Raw genomic sequence first — 20,272 nt, 5'->3', positions numbered from 1 at the left:
AATTTAAACAGAATAGTTAGTTGACTGAAGTAACACAATACTTCGGGATATATATGTGGAACTCCATATATATCCCTTTTTTTTGTATTTCCGTCTATTTGTTATTTATTGTTATTTATAACATATTTAGAAAATGGACAAAAATCCGTTTTTTTCATAAAATCAATATAATGCTCTCAAAAAATTTGTCGGAGGAGGTGTGATGGGGATGGTTCGTTATGTCGCAAATAAATTCTTCTATATGTTGGTTTCATTATTTGTACTGATTTCAGCAACTTTTTTCTTGATGAAAGCTATTCCAGGGGATCCGTTTACTTCTGAGAAAAAAGTACCGCCAGAAATTAAAGCGCGTTTGATGGAGCAATATGGTCTGGACAAGCCGCTCTCTCATCAGTATTTTAAGTATTTAGGTGATATTATCCAAGGTGATCTGGGTGTATCCATGAAACGCCTGAATCAAGATGTATCACATTTGATCGGTCAAACCTTTTCAGCGTCGCTGAAGCTGGGACTCGTCGCAATTGTTGTGGCGGTTATTGTTGGGGTTCTTCTCGGCATGTTAGCGGCACTCTATCACAGAAAGTTTCTTGACAGCGCCGCGATGGTGTTGGCAGTTCTGGGGATTGCGGTTCCGAGCTTTGTAGTCGCGTCATTATTACAGTATGTGTTCGCTTTCAAATTGGGTTGGGTACCGGTTTCAGGCTTTAAAGGACCAATCTATTATTTCCTTCCTGTAGCAGCGCTCTCGGCACAGCCAATAGCATTTATAGCGCGCTTGACACGTTCAAGTATGCTTGAAGTTTTGAATGCGGATTATATCAAAACGGCTAAGGCTAAGGGATTAAGCTGGATGGCTATTCTAAGCCGTCACGTACTTCGTAATGGTATCCTGCCGGTTGTTACTTACATGGGACCTATGACAGCTAACATCGTAACTGGTTCGGTTGTTATCGAGCAGATCTTTGGTGTTGGGGGTATTGGTAAACAGTTCGTGGAAGCGATTGGTGTCCGTGACTATACCGTTATTATGGGGATAACCATTTTCTATGGTGTACTACTCATGGTGGCCCGTTTCATTACTGATATTGCTTATGTATTGATTGACCCACGTATGAAATTAAGTGGAGGAAAGGAGGGCTAAAGAGTGGCATCTGATAATAACTTGTTAAAGAACATGAATCTAAAACCGGAAGATTTTCAAAAAGTCGGTGTAGATGAAAAAGAAGCCGAGGTTATTCAGCGGGAGAGTCTCTCTGCCTGGAAAGATTCTTGGCAACGGTTGCGTCAAAACAAAATGGCGATGACAGCGCTTGGGATTCTAGGCTTGATCGTGCTTGCAGCGATTATCGCTCCCTTATTCTCGAAATATAACTATTACTCCAATGACTTGATGAATACCAATAAGCCCCCTTCCTCCGATCACTGGTTTGGAACGGATGATCTTGGACGTGATATTTTCGTTCGTACTTGGTACGGAGCACGGATCTCCTTGATCGTTGGTCTAGCTGCGGCAGCCATCGACTTGTTTATCGGTGTTATCTATGGAGGTATTATGGGCTTCTTCGGCGGCCGTGTAGATAATATCATGAACAAATTCTCTGAAATTTTGTACTCCATTCCTTATCTGCTTGTTGTAATTTTGCTTTTGGTTGTGCTTGAACCAAGTCTTGGTACCATCATCCTGGCCTTAACCATTACGGGTTGGATTACGATGTCGTGGATTGTACGCGGTGAAATTATGCAGCTCAAGAATCGCGAGTTCGTATTGGCTTCCCGTTCCATGGGTGCAGGTTCTGCGAGACTGTTGTTCAAACACCTTCTGCCGAACGCAGTGGGTCCGATTATTGTAACGATTACACTTTCTGTACCAAATGCAATTTTTGCAGAGGCTTTCCTAAGCTTCTTGGGTCTTGGTGTACAAGCTCCTATCGCTTCACTTGGATCTATGATTAACGATTCACTCACCGGTTGGTTGTACTATCCATGGCGCTTCCTGTTCCCTGCCATTCTGATCAGTTTAACCATGCTTTCTTTCAACATTTTCGGTGATGGTCTTCGTGACGCGCTTGATCCTAAGCTGAAAAAATAGGAGGGGTATGGATGGAACCTATTTTACAAGTCAAAGATTTGCATGTTTCGTTTTTTGTTAAAGGCGGAGAAGTGCAAGCTGTCCGTGGTATGAATTTTGAAATTGGCAAAGGTGAAACGGTTGCCATCGTCGGCGAGTCCGGCAGCGGTAAGAGTGTAACTGCACAATCGATTATGCGGTTGATCCCTTCCCCACCCTCTAAAGTGAAAAAGGGAGAAATTATTTTCCAAGGACAAAATTTGCTAGACAAAAGCATGAAAGAAATGGAATCCATTCGCGGTAAAGATATTGGCATGATTTTTCAAGACCCGATGACTTCTTTGAACCCAACCATCAAAGTGGGCAAACAGATCACTGAAGTTTTGATTAAACATCAGAAAATGTCAGCGGCCGAAGCGAAAAAGCAAGGTATTGAGATGCTCAAATTAGTTGGCATCACAAATGCTGAGGCTCGCTTTAACCAATATCCCCACGAGTTTTCAGGCGGTATGCGCCAGCGTGTAATGATTGCAATCGCGCTAGCCTGCCGTCCGGCTTTACTCATAGCGGACGAGCCTACAACGGCTCTTGACGTAACCATTCAGGCGCAGATCATGGAAGTTATGAGAGAGATGCAGCAAAAACTAGGTACCTCCATCATTTTGATTACCCATGATCTTGGCGTCGTTGCCGGTATGTGTGATCGGGTAATTGTAATGTATGCAGGTGAAGTTGTGGAGACTGGAACAAGATGGGAAATCTTTAAGAATCCACAGCATCCATATACCAAAGGTCTGCTGCGCTCGATGCCGCGTCTGGACCAAAAGAAGGGCGAGCCGCTCATTCCGATCATCGGCACACCGCCAGATCTGATCAAGCCGCCGATCGGCTGTCCGTTCACCGCGCGTTGCAATGAAGCAATGCATGTTTGCGAACAAATCGATCCCGGCGCCACAGAATTCAGCGAAACGCATATGGCGCGTTGCTGGAATCTGCATTCGATGGCCAAGGAGGTGCAGTACTCTTGAGTAAGAACCTAATAGAAGTAGAAGGTCTTAAGAAATATTTTAATGTAGGTCAAGGCAAGGTTCTTAAGGCTGTTGATAATATTAACTTCTCCATCCGTGAGGGTGAGACGCTTGGAATGGTAGGAGAATCCGGTTGTGGTAAGACTACTGCTGGACGTACAATTCTTCGCTTGTATGAGCCAACTGCCGGAAGTGTGAAATATAATGGTACAGACATTTATAAATTGCCTTCTAACAAAATGAAAGCAATGCGCCGTGACATGCAGATGATTTTCCAAGATCCGTACGCATCACTTAACCCGCGGTTTACGGTTTCTGATATCATCGGCGAGGCACTGGACATTCACGGAATGGCTGGCAGTCGTGCAGAACGTAAAAAACGGATCGAAGAGCTGCTCGATATGGTTGGTCTTAACCATGATCACGCTACTCGTTATCCGCATGAATTCTCTGGTGGACAACGCCAACGTATTGGGATTGCCCGTTCGTTAGCGGTAAATCCTAAGTTCATCGTTTGTGATGAGCCGATTTCCGCGCTTGACGTATCCATTCAGGCTCAGGTCGTAAACTTGCTTAAAGAATTGCAAGATCGTCTGGGATTGACTTATCTTTTCATCGCGCATGATCTGTCCATGGTTAAGCATATCAGTGATCGCGTAGCAGTTATGTATTTGGGTAAAATGGTAGAATTGGCGGAAAGTGAAGAGCTTTATGCAAATCCTATCCACCCTTATACCAAATCTCTCTTGTCAGCTATTCCAATTCCGGATCCGGAAATTGAAGTGAACAAGAAACGTATTCACTTGCATGATGAGCTTGGTAGTCCTATTTATTCTGCTAACGAAAAGAGCAATGATAGTGACTTTGAATTAGTAGAAGTATCCAAAGGACACTGGGTAAGCAAAAAATTTGCTTAAATCTATAGCGAGTATTAGACAGGCGGGAGCGTTATGCTCTCGCCTCTTGTATGTAGTGGGGATATTTAATAATCATTTTAATGGATAAGAAAATAAAACGGCTGCTCTTGCATTGCTTTTTTTCAGGTATGTAATTCTTTTGACGCGGCCCCTGACTTTGGATACAATCATATAGAGTTTACGAACTTGGATTTACATATAACTGCTCAGTAGAACTGGAGGCACTAGCAAATGAATATTGTTAAGGAACCGCTCCCGGGTGGATCTGCACTCGCGCGCGACTATATAGAAAATTTTGAAAAAGTTAGTCATTTGTATGGTGGGGATTTCCGAAGCAAAGAGAGTAGAAGCATTCGGGCAGAATGGCTGGATCGTAGTGAGGGTCTCCGTGCAGACCGGACACAAGTTGCTGCATGTCTACGGCAATATAATGAAAAGCATAATTCACATGATGCGGTGATGTCTTCCCTGGCACTTTTAGAACAGCCGGGAACGTTAGTGGTTACTGGCGGACAGCAAAGCGGATTATTTACAGGACCACTACTTGTAGTATATAAAGCAATGACAACCATTATGGCGGCAAAAGAAGCAGCAGAACAGCTCGGTCGACCTGTAATCCCATTATTCTGGATTGCAGGAGAGGATCATGACTGGGATGAAGTGAATCATACGTATGTATTAAATCGTACGCAAGAGATTACAAAGATTAAGATAGAGAAATCAGAGGAGAAACGCTCCTCGGTGAGTAATATTCGTGTAGAAGATGAAAGCTGGCAGCAAGTAGTGGATCAGCTGGATGCGCTACTTCAAGATAGTGACTTTAAACCGCAAATTATGGAATTTATTCGATCTTCTTCGTTTAGAGCAGATAGTATGACGGATGCTTTTGCCAAGCTGATGGGTTCTTTATTTGGTAAATTTGGTCTGATCCTGCTCGATTCTGCTGATCCTAACCTTCGTAAGTTAGAAGAGCCTTTCTTTACTTCGCTAATTATGCAGAATGATGCACTGGAAACAGCGTACATGAATTCTGCTTCTGATATCGTGAACGCTGGGTATGAGCTTCAAGCTGACGTTACGGCAGGCAATGCCAACCTCTTTTATATACATGAAGGTGTACGATTATTGCTTCATAAGAAAGATGGCGTTTTTGCCGATCGCAAAGGCCAGGTATCGTTCACCCGTGATGAACTACTGGAGGAAGTGAAGGTTCATCCGGAACTATTCAGTAACAACGTGCTAACACGTCCGCTTATGCAGGATTATGTGTTGCCGGTTCTAGCAACAGTGCTAGGTCAAGGTGAGATTGCTTATTGGGCTATTCCGCATCGTGCGTTTGAGACCATTGGGGGACAAATGCCCCTGATCATCCCGCGAATGTCTTTCACAGTGGTGGAAGGTACGCTTCATAAGCATATGGATAAATATCAACTAAGCTTTGAGGATGTAAGACAGGGACTAGATCGTAAAAGACATGAGTGGTTGGCTGCACAGGATGAGCTGGGGATTGAACAACGTTTCGAAGAAACTAAAGCTACTTTCTCCGCCATGTACGAACCACTGATTGAGCAGCTTGGAACCATTCAGGCAGGTCTGCTAAAACTAGGGAATAACAATAAAGATAAGATTTTAGATCAGATCACTTTTTTACAAGCGAAAGCCCAAGATGCAATGGCAAAACAGAATGAAGCTGCAATCCGTCAATGGGAGCGAATAGAGCTGTCGTTAATGCCACTGGGTAAACTGCAAGAAAGAGTGTACAATATCATGTATTACTTGAACCGCTACGGACTTCCATGGTTAGATGAGCTGATGGCTATTGAACCGGATTATAGTGGGACGCATCGAATCATTTATATGTAGAGAAGTATTGCTCCATAAAACAAAGAAGTAACGCTCACAAAACTTGGATTATGCTTACGAAGCGAGTTTTACTGCGAAGTAAAACATAGAAGTATCGCTCCATAAAACTTTTAGGAGGTTTCATTATGAGTTCATCAAAACAAAATAGTATCGTGGCTGATATGTCACTCGCACCCGAAGGTCATTTGAAAATCGACTGGGTTCGTCAACATATGCCGGTATTGAACCGTATCCGTGAGCAGTTCGAAGCTGAGCAGCCATTCAAAGGACTAAAAGTATCTATTACGCTTCATTTGGAAGCTAAAACCGCTTATCTGGCGAAGGTAGTCAAAGCAGGCGGTGCAGAAGTAACTATTACTGGATCGAATCCACTGTCTACACAGGATGATGTATGTGCGGCGCTTGTAGAGGACGGAATTACCGTATTTGCTAAATACAACCCTTCTCCTGAAGAGTTCAAAGCCCTTAATATCAAGGCGCTGGAAAGCAAACCGGATTTGATTATTGATGATGGTGGGGATTTTGCTACATTGCTGCATTCGGAGCGTCCTGATCTAATGGAGAATATTCGTGGGGGTGCTGAAGAAACAACAACCGGCATCATTCGTCTAAAAGCTCTTCAAAAGCAAGGTGTGTTGAAGTTCCCAATGGTCGCAGTAAATGATGCTTATTGCAAATATTTGTTTGATAACCGCTATGGCACAGGCCAATCCGCATGGGATGGAATTATTCGAACAACCAACCTGATTGTTGCGGGCAAAACCGTAGTTGTTGTCGGATACGGCTGGTGCGGTAAAGGTGTTGCTATGCGTGCCAAAGGTTTGGGCGCAAAAGTGGTTGTCACAGAAGTGGATGCTATTAAAGCTGTTGAAGCACATATGGACGGTTTCGAAGTTATGCCTATGCTGGAAGCTGCTAAGGTTGGTGATTTCTTCGTTACAGTAACTGGTAATCGTTATGTCATTCGCGGTGAACATTATGATGTGATGAAGGATGGAGCAATCATGTGCAATGCAGGCCATTTCGACGTTGAAGTGAATAAGCCGGAATTGTCTGAAAGATCCGTATCTCAGCGTACTGTTCGCAAAAATATCGAAGAGTACCAGCTTCGCGACGGACGTAAACTATATCTGCTTGCAGAAGGCAGACTTGTAAATCTGGGTGCTGCGGATGGACACCCTGCCGAAATTATGGATACGACCTTTGCGCTACAAGCGCTGTCGTTAAAATATGTAAATGATAATTATAAGAGCATTGGCGTAAAAGTTGAGAATGTTCCTTATGAGCTGGATGAGCAGGTAGCACGCTACAAGCTGCAAAGTCTGGGCATTAACATTGATAGTCTGACTCCAGCACAAGTGGATTATTTGGACAGCTGGAATCTGAACGATTAATTACGGAACGCACAACAATAAAGTATATTAACCAAGTGTACCTTGAACTGAAGCAACTTTTGTAAAATATAAGAGAGTATAAGTTTTACGCTATACATTATCCTTATATTTCTCGCTTAAACGCTTCGGTGTCCTTAAAAGGACGCCGAAGGCGTTTAGGCTTGAAAAGCCATGCAGCGGACAAGATTCCGATTGTATGGCTTTTTTCTGTGGCGAAATGTTTTTTGGGCAACGATCCATCTGATTTAGCAAAAAATTCCTTTCACCAGAAAAAGGTTTTTGATTTTTAATGGCGAATCTATTATGCTTAAGTGGTGAAAAGTGGGGTAAAGTGGGGATTCGGGGATTAGGGGTGGGAAAAAGGATGTTCATGGGAGAGTATCAACACAGCATTGACGACAAAGGCCGAATTATTATTCCGGCTAAACTCCGTGAATTGCTTGGAACCTCCTTTGTGACGACCCGTGGTCTAGACTCGTGTCTATTTGTTTATCCCATGGAAGAATGGGCAATCATGGAACAAAAGCTAAAAAGCCTTTCACTGATGAAATCAGATGCCCGTGCATTCAGTCGCTTTTTTTTCTCAGGCGCAACAGAATGTGTATGGGATAAGCAGGGAAGGGTAAATCTGCCGGCCAATTTAAGGCAGTATGCCAAACTGGACAAAGACTGTGTTATTCTGGGCGTTTCGAACCGGGTGGAAATCTGGAACAAAGAGCTATGGGAGCAGTACTTCGAACAGTCCGAGGAATCGTTCAACGAAATTGCCGAAAAATTGGTGGATTTCAATTTTGATCTATAAAACACAATATCGAATACTGTCCTGGAGGGATGCAGCTTGTTTCACCACATCACGGTGCTTAAAGAAGAAGCGACAGAAGGGCTGCACATCAAAAAAGACGGAATCTATGTAGATTGCACTCTCGGTGGAGCAGGCCACAGCGCACTAATTGCTTCCAAACTTAGCGGCGAAGGCCGATTAATCTGTTTGGATCAAGATGATTGGGCTCTGGAGAACGCAAAAGAAAGACTAGCTGAATACGGAGACAAGGTTGTACTCATTAAGACCAATTTCCGTGATCTGGAGAGTGTACTTAAGGATGTGCCCTTTGTACCACAAAAAGATGGCATTCCCCAAGTGGATGGAGTCCTCTTTGACCTTGGCGTATCCTCTCCCCAGTTTGATGAGGGAGAACGCGGATTTAGTTATAATCATGATGCTCCGCTGGACATGCGGATGGATCAGACAGCGCTATTAACGGCTGCTGATATTGTGAATACGTGGTCTGAGCAGGAGATTGCCCGTGTGCTTTTCCAATATGGAGAAGAGAAGTTCTCGCGGAGAATCGCTAAGAAAATTGTAGACAGAAGAGAAGAAAGTCCTGTGGAGACCACAGGAGAATTAGCTGAGCTTATCAAGGAAGGTATTCCGGCGGCTGCACGAAGAACGGGAGGACACCCCGCTAAACGTAGCTTCCAAGGTTTACGGATTGCTGTAAACGACGAGTTGGGTGCTTTTGAAGAAGGATTACATAGCGCAGTACGTTGCCTTGCACCAGAAGGTAGAGTATCCGTTATCACTTTTCATTCACTCGAGGACCGAATTTGCAAGCAAATACTAAGCAGCTATTTAAGCAGATGTACATGCCCGCCTGACTTTCCGTTTTGTGTATGTGGCGCGAAAGGCACGCTTAAGTTAATCAACCGCAAACCGCTTGTGCCTTCTGAAGAAGAGCTTGAGCTTAATACTCGAGCCCGTTCAGCTAAGCTGCGCATTGCAGAAAAATTGTAATTGACGATAAAGGAGAGTCAGAGATGGCCTATACCCGCGGCAATTTAGCAGTTCAGCCCAAAAGAAAAGAAGAAGTAAACCCCCTTTACCGCGAGAAGACAAAAGTAGTTACCAAACGAAGAGTACTTCCGCTGCAAGAGAAACTTTTGTATATGCTGACGCTAGGAGTATGCGTTTTGGTGGCTATCACCCTGATTTCACGTTACGTTCATATTTATGATTTGAACTTGCAGGCCCAGAAATTAGATAAGGATATAGCGACTGCTAAGAAGCAAATTTCCACGTTTGAGATGGAGAAGCAGAACTTGGAGCAGAAGGTTGCCCAAAAGGCAAAGGATCTTGGATACGTAGCACCGGATGAAAATGCTACAATCTTTATTCCGGCGAATCCGATATCGACAGAAGGCGATAATTAGTGAGCGATTGGCAAGATCGCAATAAAAAAATTGTGAGGTTCGCTTATGGTAAAGAGAATAAAACTTCGCACGCTGTTTATAGGAGGGTGTATTACCCTCTTTTTTCTTGTTTTGATAGCTAGAGTGTTCTGGATTCAAGTTATGGAGGGCTCAGAATGGCAAGAAAAGGCTGCTACACTTTGGGCGCACACTTCGACTATCAAAGCAGAGCGAGGAACGATTTCTGACCGTAATGGGAGTGTGCTCGCAAGTGATGTTCCTGCTTATACTGTGGTTGTAAACCCGGCAGTCATTGCTGAAAAGGGAATTGGTGATGAGGTCGTCAAGGGATTGCATGAGCTACTAGGCAAGCCAGAAGATGAGCTGCGGAAGCTGGTTGAAGCGAAAGACGAGAACGGCAAATTCCTCAAGAATCGTGAGGTTCGTAACGAAGGCTGGAAGATCGATCAGGAACTTGCTGATAAGGTGAAAGAATTTTATGTAGCCCTAGGTAAAGAGCATAAAATTCAAGAGACTGGAATTGGTCTTGTTAGAGAGCAGAAACGATATTACCCTAAAGGTTCGCTTGCTGCGCATATATTAGGCTATACAGATCGAGATGGCAAGGCGATTATGGGTCTGGAAAAATCCCTGGATGAACAGCTTAAGGGTGCCGATGGCAAGCTGCTTTATCAAAGTGACGGTCAAGGGGTTAAGCTGCCGGATTCAAAAGATACCTATAAACCTGTAGTAAATGGAAGTGATTTCAAGCTTACAATCGACAGTACAATCCAGCAATATATACAAGCGGCCATGGAAAAGGCATATGCGCAATATAAGCCGAAAAGTATGAGTGTCATTGCTGCTGATCCGAATACGATGGAGATTTTGGGGATGGCGAATATGCCTACCTTTGATCCTAATAAATATATGGATACGGGTGCTGATGCAGCGGGTTTCTACAATCATGCTATCAAATCAACTTATGAGCCCGGTTCGACCTTCAAAATTGTAACACTTGCTGCAGCTGTAGAAGAGAAGCTTTTTGATCCCGTAGCTACATTTCTGTCAGGATCTATCAGAATTAAGGGATACAGTAAGGCATTACATGATATTAATCGTTCCGGCTGGGGGCAAATCAGTTTCCTGGAAGGTGTGAAGCGGTCTAGTAACGTTCTTTTTGTAAAACTTTATGAAATGCTCGGACAAGATAGACTTTTACAGTATATTGATGATTTTGGCTTTAATGGGAAGACAGGAATCGATTTGCCAGGGGAAGCCAGTGGGGTCGTTAACCCTAACCTTGGACGTCCTATCGAAATTGCTACACTTGCATATGGGCATGGTAAAGTGCTAGTTACCCCGCTTCAACAATTGGTTGCTGTATCTGCTATCGCCAATGGTGGGAAACTGATGACTCCATATGTGGTAAAAGAGGTTACGGACCCAAACACCGGAGACACTAAGGTTACTCAGCCTAGTGTAGTGCGTCAGGTGATTGATGAGGCAAGCGCCAAGAAAACCGGTGAATACTTGGAGCAGGTAGTTGCCGACCAAGTCAAAGGTACAGGACGCAACGCTCACATAGAAGGTTACCGTGTCGCAGGTAAGACAGGAACGGCTATCAAGGTTGAAGGTAAGGACTACGTGAAGTCCAAAGTACTGGTCTCCTTTATTGGTTATGCGCCTGTGAATGATCCAAAGATCGCTGTTATTGTTATTATTGATGAACCGAACGTTGAGGTTGGCGGCGGTAAAGCTGCAGCTCCTGTATTTAAAGAAATCGTATCTCAGTCTCTGCAATACATGGGAGTTCCAAAGTTAGCGACTGAAACTAGCGATAAGGATAGTAAAAAAACAGTTGAATCTGAAGCGCCTGTGCTTCGGACCACACCTGATCTGATGGGCAAAACGATGAAGGAAGCAAGAGAGACGCTTCTGGATCAAGGATTTGATTTTGAAGTGGTCGGTGCAGAAGCATCTGTGGAAACCCAATATCCAGAGGCTGGAACGAAGCTTACTCAAGGACAGCGTATATACCTATTAAGCAAGCAAGGGGACAAGCCTACCATTCCAAATTTAAAAGGAGAGTCGCTGCGTGATGCGCTTGAGATTCTAACACTTCTAAAAGTGGAGATTGCGGTAGAAGGCGAAGGATATGTCTCGGAACAGATTGAAGGAACAAAGAACGGCAAAACATTGGTTACTTTGAAGCTGAAACCATTAAATGATAAGAGTGAAGAGGATCCTGCAACTTCGACTGCTGATGAGGGTACGGAATTGGAGAGTGGGCCATAGGCTTGTTCTAACCCCTGTTTGTCCCGAATAGTCATGAAGATAAGAGCTCATGTCTATAGGTGAAAGCGGGGGAGAACGGAATGAAGGTTTCGAAGGTCGTAACACGGCGGAGAATGTTGTGGACGCTGCTGGGACTGGCAGTGTTATTCGGTTCGCTGGTCGTGCGTCTTGCTTATGTGCAATTATCCCAAGGCGAGAAATTAAGTGACAAGGTAGAAGATTCCTTGCGCCGCAATATTCCTTTTACAGCCAAGCGTGGTGAAATTTTGGATCGTGAAGGTATACCGCTGGCCTATAATATCAGTACGCCTACGGTTTATGCGGTGCCTGTGCAGGTGAAGGAGAAGCAAAAGACAGCGCAGCAATTGGCGCCTCTGCTTGGGATGACCGAGGAGAAGCTGATGAGCTTGCTGACTAAAAAATCAATGTCGGTGAAACTACAGCCCGGCGGCCGCAAAATTACGATGGAACTTGCCGCGAGCATCCGTGATTTGCAGTTGCCGGGCATCGTTGTCGCTGAGGATAGCAAAAGATATTATCCGTACGGCGATCTTGCCGCGCATATACTAGGCTTTACAGGTATTGATAACCAAGGGATTACCGGGGTCGAGAATATATACGATAATTTACTTAAAGGAATAGCAGGTAATATTTCGTATTTGTCTGACGCAGGTGGAAGACTCATGCCTGGATCATCGGAGAAGTATTCTGCCCCTCAGGATGGACTTAATCTGCAATTGACGATTGATAAACAGATTCAATCCATTATGGAACGTGAGCTGGATCAAGCTATGGTAAAATATCAGGCGCAGGGTGCTTGGGCTATAGCGATGAATCCGAAGAATGGTGAAATTCTGGCCATGGCTAGTAGACCGGGTTATGAACCGGGTTTATATAAGGAATATGATCCGCAGATCTATAATCGGAATTTGCCCATTTGGATGACTTACGAGCCTGGTTCGACGTTCAAAATCATCACACTTGCTGCAGCACTGCAAGAAGGTAAGGTAGACCTGCAAAATGATCATTTCTATGATCCTGGGTTTATCGAAGTGGCGGGTGCGAAGCTGCGCTGTTGGAAAAAAGGCGGCCATGGCAGCCAAACCTTCCTTCAGGTGGTTGAGAACTCCTGTAACCCTGGTTTTGTTGCTCTTGGGCAACGGCTGGGCAAAGAAACCCTCTTCAAATATATTCGTGATTTTGGTTTCGGCAGCAAAACAGGAATTGATCTAAACGGAGAATCTAATGGGATTCTGTTCAAGCTTAGTCAAGTAGGTCCGGTGGAGCTTTCGACTACGGCCTTCGGCCAAGGGGTCTCGGTTACACCTATTCAGCAGATTGCTGCGGTATCCGCGGCTATCAATGGTGGCAATCTCTATAAACCACATGTAACAAAATCATGGGTTAATCCGGAAACGGGAGAGACTGTATCAGAGGTGAAGCCTGAGCTTGTGCGGCAGGTCATTTCGGAGGAGACATCCAAGAAGGTGCGGGCAGCACTTGAGAGCGTGGTTGCCAAAGGCACGGGACGGCCGGCTTTTATCGACGGCTATCGTGTAGGTGGCAAGACGGGTACTGCACAGAAGGTTATAAATGGACGTTATTCTCCGACAGAGCACATTGTTTCTTTTATTGGCTTTGCGCCGGCGGATGATCCGCAGATCGTTGTCTACACTGCAGTGGATAATCCGAAAGGGATTCAATTTGGGGGTGTAGTTGCTGCTCCAATCGTGCAAAATATTTTGGAAGACTCGCTGCACTATATGAAGGTTCCTGAGCGCAGTGATCAGCTTCCAAAAACTTATAAGTATGGTGAAACTCCGATTGTGACCGTGCCTGACCTTACAGGTGCAACCGTACAAGATATCTATGAGGATTTAAATATGAATTTTAATCTGGCGCGTTCAGGCTCTGGCAATACGGTCATCAATCAGGCTCCGAAAGCTGGGGCAAGAGTAGAACAGGGCTCAACCATCAGGATTTATATGGGAGCTTCTAGTGAATAATGATAAAGGTATAAGGGTTCAGTTTGTATCCGAAAATGTAGAGTGAGGGATTACTATGAAAGTTAATGAATTATCTGCTTGTCTTGCTACTTCGCGTCTATATGGGGACGGGGAGGTGGAGATTACTGATCTTCAGACGGATTCCCGCCGTGTAAGTCCGGGTGATCTGTTTATCTGTTTACCGGGTCACACCGTAGACGGACATAAATTTGCGCCGCAAGCCGTAGCCTCTGGAGCATCTGCTATCGTATGTGAGCATAAGCTAGAGCTTGATATCCCACAGATCGTTGTGGATGACTGCCGTTTTGCGATGTCTGTCATGTCGAATGCATTCTTTGGCTCACCTAGCAGCCGAATGAGAATGATCGGGGTTACGGGTACAAACGGGAAGACAACTACGACTTATCTTATTGAGCGAATTATGCAAGACCAGAATATGAAGACGGGTCTGATTGGGACCATTCAAATGCGCTATGACGGCAAAAGCTACCCTATGTCAGGGACCACTCCAGAATCGCTAGATCTGCAGCGCTCGCTTCATGATATGGCCTCCAAAGGTGTGGAATGTTGCGTAATGGAAGTCTCCTCCCATGCGCTTCAGCAAGGACGTGTGAAGGGTGCGGACTTCCGTACAGCAATATTTACGAACTTAACCCAGGATCATCTGGATTATCATCATACAATGGAGGAGTATCGGGCGGTTAAAGGTCTATTCTTCTCTAGACTAGGAAATGTGATCTCTCCTTGGAAAGAAGAACGCAAATATGCGGTGCTGAATGCTGATGATGAGGCGAGCCACTATTTTGCAACCCAAACTGCAGCGGAAGTGATTACATATGGCATTGATAACAACGCTAATGTCCGAGCTTCGCAAATCTCGATCACTGCAAAAGGAACTTTTTTCCATGTAGATACGTTTAAGGGTGAGACGGACATTTCGCTTCGTATGGTTGGTAAGTTCAATGTCTATAATGCACTTGCGGCGATTACGGCAGCGTTGTTGGAAGATGTGTCACTGTCCGATATCAAGACTAGTCTTGAGGCGATTGATGGGGTAGCTGGACGGGTAGAGTCAGTAGATGAGGGGCAAGAATATGCCGTTATCGTTGACTATGCACATACACCAGACGGGCTGGAAAATGTATTAAGAACGGTCTGCGAGTTTGCTACAGGTAAAGTGCTTACTGTGTTTGGCTGCGGAGGAGACAGAGACCGCACGAAACGTCCTTTAATGGGTAAGATAGCTGCAAAATATAGCGACATGATATTCGTAACCTCTGACAACCCTCGGACGGAGGACCCTGGGCTAATTCTGAAGGATATAGAAGCAGGACTAGTAGAGGATGGAGTCACCTCTGACCGGTATCATATGATTGTTGATCGCCGAGAAGCAATTGGGAAGGCTATTGAAATGGCAAGCTCTGGCGATGTAGTATTGATTGCGGGGAAAGGTCATGAGACCTATCAACTGATTGGCGGAGTGGTTCACGATTTCGATGACCGCATCGTCGCTAAAGAAGTTATAAGGGGTCGAAGCTATTGATTACAAGAACACTGGGACAAATTGCTGTGATGTGCGCAGGGGAACTTCCTGCTGCCGAAGCTATGAATATACCACTTACGGGCGTCGTTACTGACTCCCGTAAGATAACTACAGGTTGCCTGTTTGTTCCTCTAACGGGAGACAAATTTGACGGTCATCATTATGCAGCTACAGCTATGGCTGCTGGTGCTGCAGGGACCTTATGGCAGCGTGATAAAGGTCCTGCGCCTGAGGGTGGCGGAGTCATAATTGTTGAAGATACGCTAGAGGCGCTTCAGAAGCTGTCCGCTGCGTATTTAAATGAGGTCGCTCCGAAGGTTGTCGCAGTTACGGGCAGCAATGGTAAAACAACGACAAAAGATATCATTATGGCCTTGCTCGAAACGCAGTACAAGGTGCACAAGACAGAAGGAAACTTCAATAATCATATTGGTCTTCCGCTCACGATTCTATCCATGGCTGAGGATACAGAGATTGCAGTGCTTGAAATGGGTATGAGCTCGCGGGGAGAAATTGCTCTGCTGGCTTCTTTGGCTGCACCAGATGTTGCAGTCATTACTAATGTAGGTGAGTCACATCTGCTGCAACTGGGATCTCGCAAAGAAATCGCCCGTGCCAAGCTGGAAATAGTCGAAGGGCTAAAGCCAGGTGGACTGCTAATTTATAACGGTGATGAACCGCTGCTGACTGAGGTAATGCAAGAGTCCACTTTTGAGGCTCCGGAGGAGATGGTGTCCTTCCGTTTCGGCCTGAACGGAGATAATGATGATTATCCGACTGGGATGATGTCCCATAGTGGTGGTATGACGTTTACGTCAAGCCTTCATAAGGAACATGCTTTTACATTACCGCTGCCAGGCCAGCATAACGTTGTTAACGCGTTGGCTGCACTAGCGGTTGCTCGCCATTTTGGAATTACAGAACAAAATGTTGAGAATGGGTTAAGCAATCTTAAGTTGACGGGCATGCGGATTGAAGTGATTCGGACTTCTTCCGGGCTTACACTTTTGAATGATGCTTATAATGCCAGTCCGACTTCTATGAAGGCGGCCATTGATGTGCTTCAAACTATGAAATGCAGTGGCAAAAAAATCGCAGTACTGGGGGACATGCTGGAACTTGGGCCGGATGAAATACAGTTTCATAAAGAAATTGGCTACTACCTAGACCCCGCAGTGACTGATTTTGTATATACCTATGGTCCATTGTCAGTCCATATTGCAGAAGCTGCAAAGGAAAGATTCGGAAACGAGCGTGTGCTGGCTTTTACGGATAAGTCAGAATTAACAGCCGTCCTTATCGAGAAAAGCAGCTCCAAGGATATTGTACTATTCAAAGGATCTAGAGGGATGAGGCTTGAGGAAGTGCTTCAGAGCCTTAATAAAGAGATTAAAGAGACCTAAAAAAATGGAGGGGGTGCACCCATGGATTATCAACTATTGTTATTGACTATTGCTGTTTCCTTTATCCTTGCGGTCATTGCCGCTCCGCTCTTCATTCCGCTACTGCGCAGGATGAAATTCGGACAGCAGGTGCGAGATGACGGACCGCAATCCCATTTAAAGAAAGCGGGAACGCCGACGATGGGCGGTATCGTAATCATCGTGGCTTTTACATTGGCTTATCTGAAATTTTCCGTGGTGAATAACGATTTCTACGTACTACTAGTGGCTACGCTTGGTTTTGGACTGATCGGATTTTTGGATGATTATATCAAAATCGTATTCAAGCGTTCTTTGGGCCTTACGGCGCGTCAAAAATTGTTCGGGCAGCTGTTGGTAGGTGCTGTGATGTGCGGTCTGCTGATTTCTGCAGGACATAGCACAAGTATCAGCGTTCCGGGTACTGATTTCAGCTTTGACTGGGGCGGCTTTTTCTACTATCCATTCATTATTATTATGATGATGGCAGTAACGAATGCTGTTAACTTTACCGATGGAGTAGATGGTTTGCTGTCTGGAGTAAGTGCTATTGCTTTGGCAGCTTATGCTGTTGTAGCGATGCAGGCTACGTCAATTGCAGCTGGCGTGTGTGCAGCGGCAATGATCGGGGCCGTTCTTGGATTTCTGGTCTTTAATGCCCATCCGGCTAAGGTGTTCATGGGAGATACCGGTTCATTTGGTATTGGCGGCGCGATAGGTGCGATTGCTATTGTCACAAAGAGCGAACTGCTGTTTTTAATTATTGGCGGTGTGTTTGTGGTGGAAATGTTATCTGTCGTGATACAGGTGGTTTCTTTCAAAACCCGTGGCAAACGTGTATTCAGAATGAGCCCGATTCACCATCATTTTGAACTTGGTGGCTGGTCGGAATGGCGTGTGGTAATTTCGTTCTGGGCGGTAAGCTTGATATTAGCCGCTGTTGGACTATTTATTAGCAAGGGGTTGTAGCGAATGAAACATCCAGATATGTATCGTGGTGAAGAAGTTGTGGTTCTTGGTCTCGCAAAAAGCGGTGTCCAGGTTGCTAAAGTGCTGCATGATCGAGGCGCTGTAGTTACGGTGAACGATAAAAAGGAAAGAGATCAAAGTCCCGAAGCTTCCGAATTGGAATCTTTGGGAATTTGTGTTATAAGCGGTGGGCATCCGGATGGACTGATTCATGAAGGTGTAAGTCTGGTCATTAAGAATCCAGGCATTCCTTATTCTGCGCCTCCTGTGCAAAAGGCTCTTGAGCTTGGCATTGAAGTAGTTACAGAGGTAGAGGTTGCTTACCGTCTTTGTGCAGCGCCGATGATTGGCATCACGGGATCCAATGGCAAGACGACAACGACGACCTGGGTAGGTCAAATGCTGGAAGCTGCAGGTATGAATCCGATTGTTGCAGGTAACATTGGCACGCCTCTCTGTGAGGCTGCGCAAGAAGCTACAGAGGATAACTGGATGGTGGTCGAACTCAGCAGCTTCCAGCTCAAAGGTACGGAGACTTTCCGCCCCAAAATAGGTTGTTTGTTGAATATTGCGGAGACCCACCTGGATTATCATGGGAGCATGAAGGATTATGTCGATTCCAAAGCAAAGCTGTTCGCTAATCAAGTAGATACGGATACGGCTGTGCTGAACTGGGACGATCCTTTTTGCCGGGAACTTGTGCCGTATATGAAAGCTACTATTCTTCCGTTCTCTATGTCCGAGGAGCTCACCCATGGTGTGTTTGTTAGCCCATCCTATATTACGGGTCAAGATGACGATCTGAAGCGCCGCATCATCTATCGCGAATCTGCAGACCAAGAAACAATCATTGCTGATGTAGATTCCATTAGTATTCCGGGACGTTTCAACGTGGGAAATGCACTGGCTGCATGTGGAATTGCCATTGCTGCTGGAGCTGACCCCTCTTTATTGGGTGAAGTGCTTGCTTCATTTCGCGGTGTGGAGCACCGGCTGGAGTATGTGGCTGATAAGGCTGGAGCCACTTATTATAATAACTCCAAAGCAACAAACTCCAAAGCGACGATTATGGCATTAACGTCCTTTGAGCGCCCTGTAGTGCTGATCGCTGGTGGATTAGACCGTGGTTCCGATTATTTGGAGCTGCTGCCTGTCCTGAGCGGTCGTGTTAAAGCGCTAGTGGCGTTAGGGGAAACTAAGGACAAGCTAACGAATGTAGCGCAGCTGGCAGGATTAAAGCAGATTATCTCCGTCGATAATGGGGAGAGTGCCGCTGCCGTGCTTGAGCAAGCTGTGCAGGAAGCTTCCGCTCTGGCGGAAGAAGGAGATATCGTTCTTTTGTCTCCTGCCTGTGCAAGTTGGGATATGTTTACATCCTATGAAGAGCGCGGGCGTATTTTTAAAGAGGCGGTGCATAACCTTTAAGTAGGGGGGTGGATAAGCCCCATCCCTACTACGGATGCAAGAGGTGTGCTCCTGATGAACAAAACTCGTCATGCTCCCGATATTTGGTTGCTGATTCCTATTCTATCTTTGCTGGTGATCGGCATGGTGATGGTATACAGCGCCGGGTCCGTTCTGGGCTTCCGCAATTATGGAGATTCGTTTTACTTTGTAAAAAGACAGCTTTTGTTTGCAGGACTAGGACTAGTCGCAATGTTCGTTACGGCGAATACCGATTACAGGGTGCTGAAAAAGCTGGCTAAGCCGGCACTTCTGATCTGCTTTTTCTTACTTGTTATTGTGCTTATCCCTGGTATTGGTGTAGTACGCGGGGGAGCGCGCAGCTGGCTAGGAATTAGCTCCTTCGGGATCCAGCCTTCCGAATTCATGAAGATGGGGATGATTCTATTCTTAGCCAATTGGCTAGGAAAAGAGGAATACGACATCACTTCCTTCACACGCGGCTTGCTCCCACCACTTGCGCTCATTGGGTCAGCCTTCGCGCTGATCATGCTCCAGCCGGATTTGGGTACAGGTACCGTCATGTTTGGTGCAGCCTTGATGATGGTCTTCACAGCAGGGGCTAGAATGAAGCATTTACTTTCACTTGGAGTAGCTGGTGCGGCAGGGTTTGTTGCTTTGATTGCAGCAGCGCCTTACCGGTTGCAGCGGATTACCGCTTTTCTTGATCCTTGGTCCGACCCCCTTGGTGCAGGCTACCAGATCATTCAGTCGTTATATGCGATTGGTCCTGGTGGGCTCGGTGGCCTTGGATTAGGAATGAGTCGGCAGAAGTACAGCTATGTACCTGAGCCACAAACAGATTTTATTTTTTCTATATTGGCCGAGGAGCTGGGTTTTATCGGTGGTTTGGCTGTGTTGATCCTATTTCTTATTCTAATCTGGCGCGGGATGAAGGTGGCGATGAGTCTACCTGACCGTTTTGGAAGCTATCTGGCCGTTGGCATCGTCTGTATGGTGGCTGTGCAAGTCATTATTAATATTGGTGTTGTTATTGGTCTAATGCCTGTAACGGGCATCACGCTTCCTCTGATTAGCTATGGCGGATCTTCACTTACACTGATGCTAACATCCCTTGGCATTCTATTGAACTTATCCCGTTTTGCGAGGTGAA

At 45.5% G+C, this 20,272-nt stretch carries 16 protein-coding genes; all 16 read left to right on the top strand.

The features are described 5' to 3' along the window. Window positions 1-208 precede the first annotated feature (208 nt). Window positions 209-1,141 carry an ABC transporter permease gene (locus ACFWMP_RS19825; RefSeq protein WP_042190878.1) on the top strand — a complete coding sequence of 311 codons (933 nt, stop codon included), beginning with the start codon at window positions 209-211 and terminating at the stop codon, window positions 1,139-1,141. Window positions 1,142-1,174: 33 nt separating this feature from the next. Further along, window positions 1,175-2,089 (top strand): ABC transporter permease, encoded by a 915-nt coding sequence (locus ACFWMP_RS19820; RefSeq protein WP_042194363.1) that lies wholly within the window; start codon window positions 1,175-1,177, stop codon window positions 2,087-2,089. Between the two features lie 11 nt (window positions 2,090-2,100). Beyond that, window positions 2,101-3,096, top strand: a complete 996-nt coding sequence (locus ACFWMP_RS19815; protein WP_042190876.1) for an ABC transporter ATP-binding protein — start codon at window positions 2,101-2,103, stop codon at window positions 3,094-3,096. After that, on the top strand, window positions 3,093-4,013 hold the full coding sequence (locus ACFWMP_RS19810) for an ABC transporter ATP-binding protein (protein WP_042190873.1): 921 nt from the start codon (window positions 3,093-3,095) through the stop codon (window positions 4,011-4,013). The genes ACFWMP_RS19815 and ACFWMP_RS19810 overlap by 4 nt, the downstream gene beginning before the upstream one ends. A gap of 231 nt (window positions 4,014-4,244) precedes the next feature. Next, window positions 4,245-5,876 carry a bacillithiol biosynthesis cysteine-adding enzyme BshC gene (gene bshC, locus ACFWMP_RS19805; RefSeq protein ID WP_379424545.1) on the top strand — a complete coding sequence of 544 codons (1,632 nt, stop codon included), beginning with the start codon at window positions 4,245-4,247 and terminating at the stop codon, window positions 5,874-5,876. Window positions 5,877-5,998: 122 nt separating this feature from the next. Next, on the top strand, window positions 5,999-7,270 hold the full coding sequence (locus ACFWMP_RS19800) for an adenosylhomocysteinase (RefSeq protein WP_188114736.1): 1,272 nt from the start codon (window positions 5,999-6,001) through the stop codon (window positions 7,268-7,270). A gap of 364 nt (window positions 7,271-7,634) precedes the next feature. Continuing rightward, window positions 7,635-8,072 (top strand): division/cell wall cluster transcriptional repressor MraZ, encoded by a 438-nt coding sequence (gene mraZ / locus ACFWMP_RS19795; protein ID WP_036683674.1) that lies wholly within the window; start codon window positions 7,635-7,637, stop codon window positions 8,070-8,072. A 36-nt stretch (window positions 8,073-8,108) separates the two neighbouring features. Continuing rightward, on the top strand, window positions 8,109-9,062 hold the full coding sequence (gene rsmH, locus ACFWMP_RS19790) for a 16S rRNA (cytosine(1402)-N(4))-methyltransferase RsmH (protein WP_042190866.1): 954 nt from the start codon (window positions 8,109-8,111) through the stop codon (window positions 9,060-9,062). Between the two features lie 23 nt (window positions 9,063-9,085). After that, window positions 9,086-9,478, top strand: a complete 393-nt coding sequence (locus tag ACFWMP_RS19785) for a septum formation initiator family protein (protein ID WP_076284765.1) — start codon at window positions 9,086-9,088, stop codon at window positions 9,476-9,478. 111 nt (window positions 9,479-9,589) lie between these two features. Continuing rightward, on the top strand, window positions 9,590-11,755 hold the full coding sequence (locus ACFWMP_RS19780; RefSeq protein ID WP_379424544.1) for a penicillin-binding transpeptidase domain-containing protein: 2,166 nt from the start codon (window positions 9,590-9,592) through the stop codon (window positions 11,753-11,755). 80 nt (window positions 11,756-11,835) lie between these two features. Then, window positions 11,836-13,761, top strand: a complete 1,926-nt coding sequence (locus tag ACFWMP_RS19775) for a stage V sporulation protein D (RefSeq protein ID WP_042190860.1) — start codon at window positions 11,836-11,838, stop codon at window positions 13,759-13,761. 55 nt (window positions 13,762-13,816) lie between these two features. Next, the gene (locus ACFWMP_RS19770) at window positions 13,817-15,304 is read left to right on the top strand and encodes a UDP-N-acetylmuramoyl-L-alanyl-D-glutamate--2,6-diaminopimelate ligase (protein WP_339243128.1); all 1,488 of its coding nucleotides are present in this window, start codon (window positions 13,817-13,819) and stop codon (window positions 15,302-15,304) included. Continuing rightward, window positions 15,304-16,707 (top strand): UDP-N-acetylmuramoyl-tripeptide--D-alanyl-D-alanine ligase, encoded by a 1,404-nt coding sequence (locus ACFWMP_RS19765; RefSeq protein WP_339248651.1) that lies wholly within the window; start codon window positions 15,304-15,306, stop codon window positions 16,705-16,707. Before ACFWMP_RS19770 ends, ACFWMP_RS19765 begins: the two co-directional genes overlap by 1 nt. A 21-nt stretch (window positions 16,708-16,728) precedes the next feature. Then, window positions 16,729-17,694: a phospho-N-acetylmuramoyl-pentapeptide-transferase gene (mraY, locus tag ACFWMP_RS19760; RefSeq protein WP_042190854.1), complete on the top strand. Its 966-nt coding sequence runs from the start codon at window positions 16,729-16,731 to the stop codon at window positions 17,692-17,694. A gap of 3 nt (window positions 17,695-17,697) precedes the next feature. Next, a complete protein-coding gene (murD, locus tag ACFWMP_RS19755; RefSeq protein WP_339243126.1) occupies window positions 17,698-19,119 on the top strand; it encodes a UDP-N-acetylmuramoyl-L-alanine--D-glutamate ligase in 1,422 nt (473 codons plus the stop codon). A 54-nt stretch (window positions 19,120-19,173) separates the two neighbouring features. Further along, a complete protein-coding gene (gene spoVE, locus ACFWMP_RS19750) occupies window positions 19,174-20,271 on the top strand; it encodes a stage V sporulation protein E (RefSeq protein WP_042130238.1) in 1,098 nt (365 codons plus the stop codon). Window position 20,272 lies beyond the last annotated feature (1 nt).

Source organism: Paenibacillus sp. NPDC058367, assembly GCF_042723305.1.
Classification (GTDB): Bacteria; Bacillota; Bacilli; order Paenibacillales; family Paenibacillaceae; genus Paenibacillus_AQ.
Note: the sequence above shows the minus strand (reverse complement) of the source record. Positions and strands in the feature narration are given on the sequence as shown.

Excerpts from the sequence above, each read along its gene's own strand:
- ACFWMP_RS19770 (WP_339243128.1), top strand. The coding sequence starts at position 13,817 with ATGAAAGTTAATGAATTATCTGCTTGTCTTGCTACTTCGCGTCTATAT.
- ACFWMP_RS19785 (WP_076284765.1), top strand. The coding sequence starts at position 9,086 with ATGGCCTATACCCGCGGCAATTTAGCAGTTCAGCCCAAAAGAAAAGAA.
- mraZ (WP_036683674.1), top strand. The coding sequence starts at position 7,635 with ATGTTCATGGGAGAGTATCAACACAGCATTGACGACAAAGGCCGAATT.
- spoVE (WP_042130238.1), top strand. The coding sequence starts at position 19,174 with ATGAACAAAACTCGTCATGCTCCCGATATTTGGTTGCTGATTCCTATT.
- mraY (WP_042190854.1), top strand. The coding sequence starts at position 16,729 with ATGGATTATCAACTATTGTTATTGACTATTGCTGTTTCCTTTATCCTT.
- bshC (WP_379424545.1), top strand. The coding sequence starts at position 4,245 with ATGAATATTGTTAAGGAACCGCTCCCGGGTGGATCTGCACTCGCGCGC.
- ACFWMP_RS19815 (WP_042190876.1), top strand. The coding sequence starts at position 2,101 with ATGGAACCTATTTTACAAGTCAAAGATTTGCATGTTTCGTTTTTTGTT.
- ACFWMP_RS19825 (WP_042190878.1), top strand. The coding sequence starts at position 209 with ATGGTTCGTTATGTCGCAAATAAATTCTTCTATATGTTGGTTTCATTA.
- ACFWMP_RS19820 (WP_042194363.1), top strand. The coding sequence starts at position 1,175 with ATGAATCTAAAACCGGAAGATTTTCAAAAAGTCGGTGTAGATGAAAAA.
- murD (WP_339243126.1), top strand. The coding sequence starts at position 17,698 with ATGAAACATCCAGATATGTATCGTGGTGAAGAAGTTGTGGTTCTTGGT.
- ACFWMP_RS19775 (WP_042190860.1), top strand. The coding sequence starts at position 11,836 with ATGAAGGTTTCGAAGGTCGTAACACGGCGGAGAATGTTGTGGACGCTG.